The sequence below is a fragment of the Methanobrevibacter sp. genome (assembly GCF_045539575.1).
Taxonomy (GTDB): Archaea; Methanobacteriota; Methanobacteria; order Methanobacteriales; family Methanobacteriaceae; genus Methanocatella.
Genome location: NZ_JAZQFM010000022.1, coordinates 1 through 12768 on the forward strand (window position 1 = coordinate 1; position 12768 = coordinate 12768).

13 protein-coding genes are annotated in these 12768 nt (G+C 33.8%); 8 read left to right on the forward strand and 5 right to left on the reverse strand.

Annotated elements, in window-relative coordinates:
- Positions 1 to 1268 (reverse strand): coenzyme-B sulfoethylthiotransferase subunit beta (mcrB, locus tag ACKI30_RS02505; RefSeq protein ID WP_407409614.1); only part of this gene is annotated, 1268 nt, incomplete at its 3' end.
- Positions 1269 to 1753: 485 nt separating this feature from the next.
- Between mcrB and mmp10 the strand changes: the two genes are divergently transcribed.
- The gene (gene mmp10, locus ACKI30_RS02510) at positions 1754 to 3004 is read left to right on the forward strand and encodes a methyl coenzyme M reductase-arginine methyltransferase Mmp10 (protein WP_407409616.1); all 1251 of its coding nucleotides are present in this window, start codon (positions 1754 to 1756) and stop codon (positions 3002 to 3004) included.
- 12 nt (positions 3005 to 3016) lie between these two features.
- On the opposite strand, the gene ACKI30_RS02515 is transcribed toward mmp10, so the two are convergent.
- Both ACKI30_RS02515 and ACKI30_RS02520 read right to left on the reverse strand, forming a co-directional pair.
- A complete protein-coding gene (locus ACKI30_RS02515; protein WP_407409618.1) occupies positions 3017 to 3940 on the reverse strand; it encodes a methanogenesis marker 7 protein in 924 nt (307 codons plus the stop codon).
- Positions 3941 to 3994: 54 nt separating this feature from the next.
- Positions 3995 to 4513 carry a hypothetical protein gene (locus ACKI30_RS02520; protein ID WP_407409620.1) on the reverse strand — a complete coding sequence of 173 codons (519 nt, stop codon included), beginning with the start codon at positions 4511 to 4513 and terminating at the stop codon, positions 3995 to 3997.
- Positions 4514 to 4550: 37 nt separating this feature from the next.
- Between ACKI30_RS02520 and comB the strand changes: the two genes are divergently transcribed.
- The 5 genes from comB (at position 4551) to ACKI30_RS02545 (ending at position 9034) form a co-directional block, all read left to right on the forward strand.
- Positions 4551 to 5240 (forward strand): 2-phosphosulfolactate phosphatase, encoded by a 690-nt coding sequence (gene comB / locus ACKI30_RS02525; RefSeq protein ID WP_407409622.1) that lies wholly within the window; start codon positions 4551 to 4553, stop codon positions 5238 to 5240.
- 51 nt (positions 5241 to 5291) lie between these two features.
- On the forward strand, positions 5292 to 6470 hold the full coding sequence (locus ACKI30_RS02530; protein ID WP_407409635.1) for a TraB/GumN family protein: 1179 nt from the start codon (positions 5292 to 5294) through the stop codon (positions 6468 to 6470).
- Positions 6471 to 6535: 65 nt separating this feature from the next.
- Positions 6536 to 6748 (forward strand): DUF1922 domain-containing protein, encoded by a 213-nt coding sequence (locus ACKI30_RS02535; RefSeq protein ID WP_330008429.1) that lies wholly within the window; start codon positions 6536 to 6538, stop codon positions 6746 to 6748.
- A 20-nt stretch (positions 6749 to 6768) separates the two neighbouring features.
- A complete protein-coding gene (locus tag ACKI30_RS02540) occupies positions 6769 to 8088 on the forward strand; it encodes a hemolysin family protein (protein WP_407409625.1) in 1320 nt (439 codons plus the stop codon).
- 1 nt (position 8089) lies between these two features.
- Positions 8090 to 9034, forward strand: coding sequence for a calcium/sodium antiporter (locus tag ACKI30_RS02545; protein WP_407409627.1), 945 nt, complete (start codon positions 8090 to 8092; stop codon positions 9032 to 9034).
- Here the strand turns inward: ACKI30_RS02545 and ACKI30_RS02550 are convergent.
- Complete coding sequence (locus ACKI30_RS02550) at positions 8993 to 9868, reverse strand: TIGR00269 family protein (RefSeq protein WP_407409629.1); 876 nt, start codon at positions 9866 to 9868, stop codon at positions 8993 to 8995. The two genes, ACKI30_RS02545 and ACKI30_RS02550, sit on opposite strands and share 42 nt — an antisense overlap.
- 52 nt (positions 9869 to 9920) lie before the next feature.
- On the opposite strand from ACKI30_RS02550, the gene ACKI30_RS02555 reads away from it, so the two are divergent.
- Positions 9921 to 10226, forward strand: coding sequence for an MTH1187 family thiamine-binding protein (locus ACKI30_RS02555; protein ID WP_330008423.1), 306 nt, complete (start codon positions 9921 to 9923; stop codon positions 10224 to 10226).
- A 17-nt stretch (positions 10227 to 10243) separates the two neighbouring features.
- On the opposite strand, the gene ACKI30_RS02560 is transcribed toward ACKI30_RS02555, so the two are convergent.
- Positions 10244 to 11350, reverse strand: coding sequence for a DegT/DnrJ/EryC1/StrS family aminotransferase (locus tag ACKI30_RS02560; RefSeq protein WP_407409631.1), 1107 nt, complete (start codon positions 11348 to 11350; stop codon positions 10244 to 10246).
- A gap of 99 nt (positions 11351 to 11449) precedes the next feature.
- Here ACKI30_RS02560 and ACKI30_RS02565 point away from each other — a divergent pair, with 99 nt between their 5' ends.
- On the forward strand, positions 11450 to 12616 hold the full coding sequence (locus ACKI30_RS02565) for a tRNA (guanine(10)-N(2))-dimethyltransferase (RefSeq protein ID WP_407409633.1): 1167 nt from the start codon (positions 11450 to 11452) through the stop codon (positions 12614 to 12616).
- The last annotated feature ends 152 nt before the right edge of the window (positions 12617 to 12768 follow it).

The following is a 12768-nucleotide window of genomic DNA, read 5'->3' on the forward strand; positions in this document are numbered from 1 at the left end:
TCAATTTGACTGTATACTTCTTTAATTAAACCAGAAGTTGCTTCTGGTGAAAAGAGTTGTGTTCCTGCATCTAAGGACATAGCAGCAGCTACACAAGGGATACAGAATCCTTTACTGTGTCTGGTTACAACGTGGTTACCGTTGAAGAGACCAGGACCTCCACCACCGTAGATGGAGTGACTGAAGAAGGAGAATCCTACAGCTACACCTTCTGCTCTACCATAGTCGAGACCAGGTAAACCAGTAGCGAATTCAAGGTTGTCATTGTAGTATAATAAAGTAGATGGAATACCTTGAGCAGCACGAGCAGCACCTACGTTAACCATAGTAGCTGCGACAGCACCAGCAGCAGCATATGCATTCCATTTAGCTGCGTCATCAGTGTCGTAAATAGCGAAATCGGTTAATTGTTTTTGAGGAGCAATTACACCGTCAGCTTCTGCACGAGCAATGGTTGCTTGTACGATACTACCAACAGTACCTTCTGCACCGTTTTCTTTAACCATGTCGTATACTAAGTTATCAGCGTTTAAACCTTGGTAAGCTAAACCTAATAAGTGTAATCTTTCAAATGCACCTAAAGCGTCAGCCATTTCAAACATAGCAGTTTGTTCGAAAATAGCAGCTAATGCGGTAGCTTGGAAAGTGTTTTTCAAAGTAGCAGCAGCGAAGTCGTTTGCTTTTACGTTTCTTAAACCGTAACCTGCACCTTCGAGTTTTTGTGGAATGTCTAACATGGTTGCGATGTTGGAACCTTTGTAATCTACAGATTGTGGGTATCTACCTAATACTGCAGCTTTTACGAAGTTAGCATCATAAATATCTACATCACAGATGTCAATAACAGATTGTACTAAAGCTGAAGCGGAAGATAATGGAGCTGTGGAGTATTCAGCAGCAACATCAATTCTTCTAGTTGGTACTTGTACTAATAACCTTTTTCCTCCAGAAATAGGTGTTACAACAGTGTCATCGTCTTCAGAAATTTGGATAATTTCTTTCATTTTGTCTGCGATTGCTTCTGCGTTTGCAACAATATCGAGATCTAATTCTCTTCCTAAAATTCTAGATTTGTCTCCACCAACAGATGCTGTTTTAACAGATTTTTCAAGTCCTTCTAAGTTTACTGCAACAGTTCTTTTTACACCTTTAACGATGTTTTGAATTGCAGGGTTTCTTAATGGACTGATAGCTTCGATTGGTACGTCAGATGCAATTTCGTTGCCTCTATCATCGAATAAATCGATTTTATCATCAAACTTTGCCATTTTTTCCCTCCTAAATAAATAGAGTTTAACTAATATACCACTCTCAATGGTAACTTTTTACCAAATTGAGTATTTAGCTACAAAGCAAGTTTTTGCAATAGCCAGCCATATGGTATACAAATTTTATTTTATTCAAGATATAATATAAAGATTACCTATGAAATATTTTAGAAAAGTTTATAAAGTATAATAAAACATTTTATTTTTAAGAAAAATAAGGTCAAAAGTAATACTTTTTATTTTTAATACAAATCATTATTTTTAAAAAATAAAGGCTGTAAAAAATTAAATTTGATAAATTTAATTAAACAGTAGGAATTACATAAAAATTTAATAAAATAACGGGTATTTTCTTAAAATAACAAGAAAAATAAATTATTACTTTTAGGAGCCTGAGTAATAAATATTACTAAAAGTAATACAAAATTTTCACATACAAAAATATGAATTATCTATATATAAAATGAATTAGGAAATAATATATTATGCAAGTTGTAGCGGATGTTGGAGGAATACCTGGAAAAGACTGTAACGGTTTTTGCAAGTATTGCTACTTTAGGAAGGTAAAAGACATTAAAGTATTTGGCTGTGCTCACTGTTTACCCAACAAAATTGGTTGCGAAAGATGCAGCAAAGGAGTTGCAGAATCTCAAGGAGCTTTTAAATCCCCATTTCAAGTCATGAATGAAGTTCAAAATGCATTAATGATGAGCATGGGAAGAGGAGACATATCCGCATACATCAGCGGAGGAGGGGACGTGAGCTGTTACCCTCACCTTGAAAATTTAACCGCCAATTTAAATCAGTTTTCCATACCTTCAGTTTTAGGTTATACCTGCGGAAAAGGAATAACAGATAGTGAAACCGCTACAAAGCTAATCAATAATGGAGTTGAGGAAGTTTCATTTACAATTTTTTCTTCAGACCCAAAACTTAGAAAAGAATGGGTTAAAGATCCAAATCCGACTGAAGCGCTGAAAGCTTGCCAAATTTTCTGTGAAAATATTAAACTAACCGGAGCGGCAGTAATCATCCCAGGAGTTAATGATGGGGAAATATTGCGCCAAACATGCAACTCCCTTGAGGAATGGGGTGCGAAAGGAATGCTTTTAATGAGATTTGCAAATACCTTTAATGAAGGTTTAATATTGGGCAACGAACCAATCCTTAAAGATTTTGAATCACAACCAGTTGAAGAATTTGCAGAACTTGTCAAGCAGATTAACAAAGAATACAGCTTTAGAGTAAGCGGAACTCCATTGTGTGACCCTGAAACCGGAGGGCCATTCGCCATAGCAAGTGATGAAAATGAGGTATTTTTACAGTTTATTAAACCAATCACTGGAGAAGCGACAATAATAACTTCAAAAATTGCGGCACCATACATTTCAAAAATATTTTCAAAATTAGAGACAGGAGATAATGTAAATATTGTCGCAGTAGATAAAGAAATCGCTTGTTTAATAACCAAGGAAGATTTGGAAAAACTTGATTTGAGTGAAATCAAACAAGCAGTCATAATTCCTGGAAGATCATTTGTACATCAACTTGATGCTGAAAGAATTTTAAGTGCTGATGGTGTTGATAGGCTTGTCGGTCGTGGTCCAGACACATTAACAGTCGACGGCGAATTGAGTATCGACATGACCGATGAAAATGTCATAGAAAGAGAATTGGAACAGTTTAATGACTTGGTTGATGCCATTAATTTCTTTGGAATGAGAATAATTCGATAAAAAAAAGAAAAATTAGTTTGAGTCCTCAATAATGGAACTCTCACTATTAATTTTTACTAAAATATAATCATACATGAATGATTTTTTAATTTCAGCAATCTCAGATAATTTTTTACCGTCAATATCGACATTAGCTATTTTATCAGCATATTTATCATAATTTAGTTTTACGCGAACACCATCTAATTGTGAAGTCACAGGTGCTGGAGAAAGCACATCTTTAATTTCGCTAACTTGATTTTCAATTGCATTTTTAACAACAATGGATGGAACTAATGGAGCATCAAGAGCCATTTCACGTTTTTTATCATTTAATATTTTTTCTATGGTTTCTACTAAATTATCAAGTGCACGTATGTCCGGACCCCTTCTGAGCCTCCTAGGAATTCTGCCAAGGCCACCAACATATGCATCTGCACCCGGAAGTTCATTAACATCAATATCTGGAGCGCCTGTTACAATGACAGGAATATCAATATCATCATATAAGAATGCTTTTTCCTTAATGCAGTTTTCAAAACTACCTAACGCAAAAACAGCAATATCATGTTCTTCAATTAAGGTTTTTTCCTCTTCAGTGATGCCTGAAGTACCTTTTCCATCTCCCCTTGCAAGACCAATCATGTTATCCTTTGCACCATACTCACGCAAATATTCAGAAATGTCACATGCAGCATGAGGCAAATGATGTCTTGCCAAAGTTGGTGAAACAATAGCTATCTCAGAACCTGCCATAGGAGCGACAGATAATTTACCTAACAATTCAGAGGACTTTTGTTCAATCTTATCAACATCTTCCATAGGAACTGCTATATTTAAAACCAATTCCATTTGTTGAATACTCTCTTGAAGAATAAATCCTCCTAAATCTTCAATCAATTCCTTAATCTCTTCACTTTTGTGAACTCCACCGTTAAATGTTAATGTTTCATACATATTAACAACTCTCAAAAAATGCAATTTATGATAAATATAATTCTAATTAATATATTATATTAAAGTTTCTAAAATTGCATATCTTTCTTCAATTTTTTCAAATGGGTTTTTAGAAATACTATTGTGAGAAGGTATTTCAACCAGATTTTCAGTTTCTTTTACAGCATCTTTTAAATAATCAGGGTAAATTACATAATCAAAATTATCAGATACAATATTAAAACCCAAATCAGAAACAATATCCTTTAAAAACTCTGAATACACTTTAACGTCAACATTTCGCTTAAAATCAGAATTCAAATATTTTTTAGCCAAAGGGTATTCCTCAAAAAATACCTGAACATCCATATCTGACAGTTCATTTCCAGTGATTTTTGAAACTTTTTTTATGCTTTCAAAAACCTGTTTGGGAGTATTGATCTTTATAGGCATCGCATCCATTTCAACCTTGCTTTCAGATAGAAGAATTGCCAAGTCCCCATCCTCTTCATCGGGAAATTTATTTACAACATAATCAGTAATGCCAGCTAATTTTACAATTTCTTCACACATTGGTGTTGTGATAATTTTCATAATAATAATATATAATGTAATTAATATAAATTACTTCATGAAAATAACATTAAGTTTAGAGAAAACTACAAGCGATGATGTTTCAATCATGGTTGATGCACTAAGAGCAAGTACAACCATAACACTTGCATTGAATAATTTTGAAAGAATACTACCATGTTTAACACCTGAAGAAGCAATAAATATTAAAGAAGAAAACGGCGGAGTCCTTGCAGGTGAAAGAAACGGTGAAAAAATTGAAGGCTTTGATGTCGGAAATTCTCCAAAATCCGTTGAAGAATATGAAACATCCGAAAAGACATTAATACTGACAACAACAAACGGGACAAGGATTCTGGAAAACATGAACTCACAAGTTCTTGTAGGATCACTCGTTAATGCAAAAGCCGTGGGGGAGACTTCCGCAAGAATTGCTGAAACACACATTGATGTTGTCATGGCAGGAGTCAAAGGGGAATTTGCACTGGAAGATTTTTTAGCATCAGGTGAAATTTTATATCAAATCTGTCAAAACTTAGAAGACTATGAGTTAAATGAACTTGCTAAAGCCGCAATAATAGCCAGCAGAGATTACAACTCATTAAAATCAGGATTTTATAACTCAAGATCAGGAAAACATCTCTCAAAAATTGGATATAAAAATGATGTGACATGCTGTTGTCAGAAAAATATTAGTGAAAATGTGGCAGTATATGCAAATAAAGAACTTAAATTAATTAAAGATTAAATTTATATATTTAGAATTAATAAACATTAGATGAATAAAAAAAATAAAGAAGTGTTAGTTTTGAAAAGAGAATGTTTAACTATTATAGGTACTGCACACGTATCTGCAAATAGTGTTGAAGAAGTTAAAGATGCCATATACGAACAACAACCAGAAGTGGTTGCTATTGAACTTGACAGAGGTAGATATGTACGCCTTAAAGAGGAAATGGCTGGAATTGAACATGACGATACTATTTCTGTTTCAAACATCATTAAAGAAAACAAAGTAGGACTATTTTTTACAACAACACTTCTTAGTTATTTCCAATCTAAAGTTGGAGCTGACGTTGATGTCAAGCCAGGTTCTGAAATGGTTGGAGCGATTGAAGCATGCGAAGATTTGAACATACCTGTTGCCTTAATCGACAGGGACATAGGTACAACATTGCAAAGGGCTTTAAATACAATGGGTTTTGTCGAAAAGGCAAAATTCATGTATGGTCTTATAACTTCCGCTTTAGGATTTGGTGAAGAAGAAGACGTGGATATTGAAGAGCTTAAAAATCCTGACAATCTTGATGATTTAATGGAAATGTTCAAGGATGAGGCTCCAAGCGTCTACGAAGTTCTTGTGCATGAAAGAGATGCTTATCTTGCAGGTAGATTACTTCAATTGCCACAGGACCATGTCATTGCAGTCGTGGGTGCGGGACACCAACCTGGAATTGAAAGATACTTGGATAACCCCGAAACATTACCTCCTCTGGAAGAACTTGAAAAAATAAATGATAAAAAAGGAATACCATGGCTCAAAATATTTTTAGCATTAATCCCTATCTTATTTGTTGTGATATTTTTTCTGGCATTTTTTAATGGGATAAACATAACATGGAATATCTATGAATTTATCGTAATAAGCATGATTATGGGTTTTATTGGTTCAATTCTTTCAGGATCAAAAATTCAATCAGCACTCGTTGGAGGGGTTGTAGCTCCATTAACAATAATACATCCATTGCTGGCAGCAGGATGGTTTTCAGGACTGACTGAAGCTAAATTCAGAAAAGTTAGACAAAGAGATATTAAAAATTTAGCAAATATCAAAAGTTTTAGAGATTTATGGGAGAATAATATCTTCAGAATTCTTTTGGTAGTGGTTGGAACCAATTTAGGAGTCACACTTGCAACTTTAGTAATTTTACCATCAAGAGTATTCATACCATTATTCATGAAAATATTTGGCGGATAATGATAATTTATAAATAATATATAAATAAAATAAATAATTACTATTCATTTTATGGAAAAAGTATCATGTATCTTATATTTCGTTGCGACTGCGGTCGTGTATTATATGCAAAGGAAGGAGTAGCAACACGTAAATGTGTTTGTGGAAAAACTTTAAAAGTCAAACAAAGAAGGATATTTAAAAAGGTTGCCACAAGAGAAGACGCTTCTTATGCAGTGCAGCAAATGCAGGATGAGATATATGGTAACACTGACTTTCAAAGAGCCAGTGAGCTATAAGTTTTAATGGTTTGTTAAAAATGATTGGGACGGCATTAAATATAATAATAATATTAATTTTGATAATTATAAACGGATATCTGTCAATGGCCGAACTTGCTGTTGTGTCCGTTAGAAAATCTAAATTACAAAAATATATCGATGAAGGGAACAAAAATGCAATGATTGTTGCTGAACTCGGAGAAGATGCTAACGAATTTTTATCCACCGTTCAAATAGGAATATCACTTACTGCAGTTTTAACTGGTGCATTCGGTGGTGCAACATTATCTGAACCTCTCGCAAAACTGATTTCATTTATACCATATAGTGACGTTATAAGTGTTGTTGTAGTGGTTATAGTGAGCACATATTTAACATTAGTTATCGGAGAAATTGTTCCAAAAGTAATTGCATTAAATGACCCTGAAAGAATTTCATTAAAAGTTGCTAAGTCAATGGCCTTCCTCACAGTAGTTTCAAAACCAATAAGTGTCATCCTTGCCAAATCAAGTAGTTTCTTGTTATGGTTGATGAGAATTGAAAATAAAAATGATGATCTTGTTACTGAAGAAGAAATCGAATTGATGATTAAAGAGGGTAGGGAAGATGGAACTATCGAACAGGAGGAAGAAGATATTATCAAAAGGGTTTTCAAACTTGATGACCAGAAAGTTGAAAGTATTATGACCCCTCGTAATGAAATCATTTGGATTAACCTCGAAGATGACCGTGACATCAACAAGGTAAAAATTATTGAAAGTAAAAGGTCAATCTTCCCAATAGCTGCAGGAGAATTGGACGATTTCATTGGAGTAGTTCAAGCTAAAGACATTCTTTCTGCAATGTTTACTGAAGAAAAATTTGATGTTCATAAAATAGTAAAAGAACCATTAGTAGTATCAGAACATTTAGAAACATTGGAATTATTGAAAGAATTTAAAGAAAATCAAGAATATGTTCACATGTCACTTGTTGTGGATGAATTCGGTAGTGTTGAAGGATTAATAACTTTAAACGATTTACTTGAAGGTATTGTGGGAGACATTCCAGGTATCGATGAAGAGGATGAACCTCAAGCAATTGAAAGAAAAGATGGAACCTGGTTAATCGATGGAAGATATCCGATTGACAAGTTTAAAGAGTTATTTGACTTTAAAGACTCACTACCTGATGAAGAAGAAGACGGATATACCACTCTTGCAGGATTTATCTTAAGTATCAGCGGTACAATCCCTGATGAAGAAGATAAATATGAATGTGGAAGGTTTATCTTTGAAATAATTGACATTGACGGACATCAAATAGATAAAGTCCTTGTAACTGACTTAGGACCGCAAGAAGAACTTGAAGAGGAATAATATGGACGCATCAATTATACTTCAAATAGTTTTATTGATAGTAGGATTTGTATTTTTAATTAAAGGGTCAGACTTTTTTGTTGATGGAGCAAGTAGTATTGCATCCATTTTGAAAATTCCGACCATAATTGTAGGTTTGACAATTGTCGCATTTGGGACCAGTGCTCCTGAAGCAGCAGTATCAATTACCTCCTCATTAACTGGAAGCAATGCAATGGCAGTCAGTAATGTAATCGGAAGTAACTTATTCAACATGTTAATGGTTATCGGTATAGCTGCATTACTCGGCGACTTGTTAATGGAAAAAAGTGTTTTAAATAAAGATTTGCCATTCTTAGTAGCAATTACAGCATTATTTGCAGTATTTATTTTTATTGGAGGAGACATCTCAAGCATTGAAGGAATAATCTTATTAGTAATACTGATTGCATATGTTTTATATCTCATTAGAAGTGCTAAGAAGTCTGAAGGCAGCGATGTCGTTGAAAAACCAAAATTAACCCTCCCAAAAAGTATAATTTTCATAGTCGTAGGACTTGCAGGAATTATTATCGGTGGAGATTTAGTAGTAAACAGCGCATCAGATATAGCAATTGCACTCGGAATGAGTGAAACACTGGTAGGTTTAACTATCGTAGCAATAGGTACTTCTTTACCAGAACTTGTTACTTCAATTACTGCTTTAAAGAAAGGTGAAAATCAAATAGTAATAGGTAACGTTATCGGATCAAATATCTTCAACATACTTTTCGTATTAGGTGCAAGTAGTGCAATAAGTGCAATACCTCTTGACTCAAGCATGCTGATTGATGTAGTATTCATGATACTTGTTACAATATTATGTTTCATATTTGGTAAAACCCAAGAAAAATATGATAAAAAAGAAGGAATTATTCTAGTTGCGTTATTCATTATTTACATGGCTTTCGCAATTATGAGAAATTAACTCTTTTAACTCACAAGCCTTGCAAACATTTGAGGAAGTCGGCTCACCACAGACTTCGCATTCATTAAGGCTTGTGGAAATTTCATTTTCAAAAGTCAATATCTTTTGAAATGATTCCATCACATTATTTTTGACACCCGGATAGTTATCTTCACTGACATTTAGGAATTCTTTAATTTTTGCCCTTAATGACAAATGAGAATAAGGACATTCATCCAAATGAATATCAATATCATTTAATACAGCCCACATGCCCACCTCTTTTTCAGGGGTGTTCCATAAAGGTTTGATTCTTGGAACTAACTTCGGATGAATTACATCCAGCTCAGGGCCGAATTTAGAAAATTTAATGGTATCTCCACGAGCAAAACTCATCAAAAAAGATTGAATTTCATCATCCAAGTTGTGACCTGTAGCTATTTTAACAGCCCCCAATTCATAAGCGGTTTTATTTAAAATATTTCTTCTAAAAACACCACATGGAATGCATGCACTTTTAAAATCATGATAGATATCATCTAGGGAAAATCCCTCTTCATCCTTAAATGACTTTTGAACCAGTTTGACCCCTAATTCCTGAGCATTGTTAACGGCTGAGTCAATACCATGTTGCCTGTAACCTTCAATGCCTTCATCAACACTGATTGCAACCAGATCAAAATCCAAAAACTTTTGATAATTTTTTAGCGCATGAAGTGTCAGTACACTGTCTTTTCCACCGGAAAGTGCAACAGCTATCAGTTCACCTTCCTTGATTAATTCATAATCAGAAATTAAATTGTTAATTCTTGTAAAAATCTTTTCATTGAATTCATCTTTGTTTAATTTGACCATTACTAAATTAATTTATACAAAGATAAATAAATAATTTTACCAGGTGAAAAAAATGATTACATGTGATTTTGCAATATTACCTGTCGGAACTGAAACTACCGAATGTAAAGACTATGTAACTGCTGCAGTACAATCAATTAAAGATTCCGGACTTAATTATCAATTAACTGGAATGGGCACACAAATTGAAGCTGAAAACTTAGAGGAGCTGTACTCTGCAATAGCTAACGCTCAGGAAGCTATTTTTGAACTTGGAATCGGAAGAGTATACACAGTGATAAAAGTGGATGACAGAAGAGATCTGGAAAACAGGACTTTAGACGCTAAAGTTGACACAGTCAATGAAATGTTAAAATAAAAAAAAGAAAGTTAGAATTAATCTAACTCGTTTGAAGCTGTTTTTACAGCTTCGATAACTAAATCTAAATCTTCTTTTGTAAGTGATGGGTGAACTGGAAGTGAAATTACATTGTCTGCTGCAAGCTCTGCATTCGGACAATCTCCAGAAATACCTAATGCTTTGTAAATCGGTTGGTTGTATAATGGAATTGGATAATGGATACCGGTTCCTACGCCACATTCATTAATGATATCAACCCAATCATCCCTATCTCCTTTTTCAACTCTAATTGTATATTGGTGATATACATGTTTTGATTCAGGTGCACAGTAAGGAGTTACTACACCTTCAACATCTTTCAATCCATCATTTAAATATGCTGCATTAGCTATTCTATTATCATTAAATTCATCAATTTTATCTAATTGCGCCAAACCAATAGCTGCTGAAATATCAGTCATTCTGAAGTTATATCCTATTTCATCGTGGTGATATCTAATACTTGCCCCATGTGCTCTGAATACTCTAGCATTTTCCGCCAGTTCCTCATCATTTGTTGTGATTATTCCACCTTCAGAAGTGGTCATGTTTTTTGTAGGATAAAAACTAAAGCAGGACATGTCACCTAAACTTCCAACTTTTTTGCCATTGCAGGTTGCACCGTGTGCTTGAGCAGCATCTTCAATAACAGTCAAACCATATCTTTCAGCGATTTCATTGATTTTTTCCATGTTTGCTGCTTGACCATATAACTGAACAGGCAAAATCGCTTTAGTGTTTTCAGAAATTAGATTTTCAATTGAATCAGGATCAATTGTATATGTTTTTAAATCAATGTCTGCGAATACTGGCTTAGCTCCAGTGTACAATATTGAATTTCCACTTGCAATAAAAGTAAATGGAGTGGTAATTACCTCATCGCCTTCACCAATACCGCATGAAAGTAATGCGACATGTAAAGCAGCTGTACCTGAATTAACAGCTATACCGTAATCTGCTCCAACCCATTCAGCGAATTTTTCTTCAAATTCTGCAACTTTAGGGCCTTGAGCAATCATGCCTGATTTAAGAACTTCAACAACATTTTCTATTTCTTCGTCTCCGATTATTGGTTTTGCGATAGGAACTTTAATATTTGACACATTCATCACCAATTAGATTTAAATTTACTATACTAATATTTAAATCTAATAATATTTAAAACATTACTTAATCAATTAAAACAATTAAGAGTGAAACCAATGGATGAATATAAAATAAAAAGTATTGAAGAAGGTTTGACAAAAATAGAATTTCCCGAATTTGATAAAGTTTCATCTGATGCGCCGGTATTCTACAATCCCCACATGGAATTAAACAGGGATTTGTCAATACTTGCTCTGCAGGTATATCAAAATGAAGTGCAAAGAGACATTGACATTTGTGATTTATTTGGCGGAAGCGGAATTAGAGGAATCCGTTACAAAAATGAAGTTGATGGAGTCGGAAACGTATATATCAATGACATCAGCGAAACTGCAAACCACTATGAAAGACACAACATTGAACTGAATGATTTGGAAGACATTGAAGTTCACCAACATGACGCCAGCATGTTTTTAAGAATGAAAAGAGGGCAATTCGACGTTATAGATATTGATCCATTTGGAACACCTTCACCATTTTTAGATTCTGCAGGTTATTGTGCAGGCAGAAATTCATTACTTTGCGTAACCGCCACAGATACCTCAGCTCTCTGCGGAACATACCAGGAACCATGCATTCGCAAATATAATGCTAAACCCTACAAAAGCGAATATTGCCATGAAACAGGCATAAGGATACTGGCAGGATTTGTTGCATTAACACTTTCAAAATATGCAAAATATATTGAAGTAAAAATGTCCCACAGTACCGAACACTACATGAGGTTATACATCATTGTTAAAAAAGGATCTAAAAAAACTGATGAAAGTTTAAAAAATCTGGGATATATTAGTCATTGTAAAAATTGTTTACACAGACAAATCAGCAAAGGATTAGCAAGCCCGATTGAAGAGGTTTGTCCTGTTTGTGGTGAAAAGTTAGTTCATGCAGGACCTTTATGGTTAGGAAACATTCAAGATGGAGAATTTATACAAAAAATGATTGATGAAGCAGAAAATAAAAAAATCAATACTAAAAATCAAGCATTGAAATTATTGAACAGTTGCCTAAATGAATCTGATGCACCAATAACATTTTACGATGTCCACAGAGTATGCAAATCTTTGAAAATTAGCGCATCAAAACTAGATTTAATCTTTGATGAAATGAAAAAAGAAGGTTTTACTGCAATTAAAACCCATTTCAATCCCCTAGGAATAAAAACTGATGCATCCATCAAAGACCTTGAAAAAATTTTAATTAAATTAGAACCTAAAGATTAATTCAATATTTCAATTGAATATTGAATTCTTTTAACAAAATTCAAATTAATAATAAAATTTCTATCACATAATCAAATCAGCAGGGCAATATAAAAAAATATGTACTAAACAGATTACAATCTTTGAATTTTAATTAAAAATTAAGAAAAATT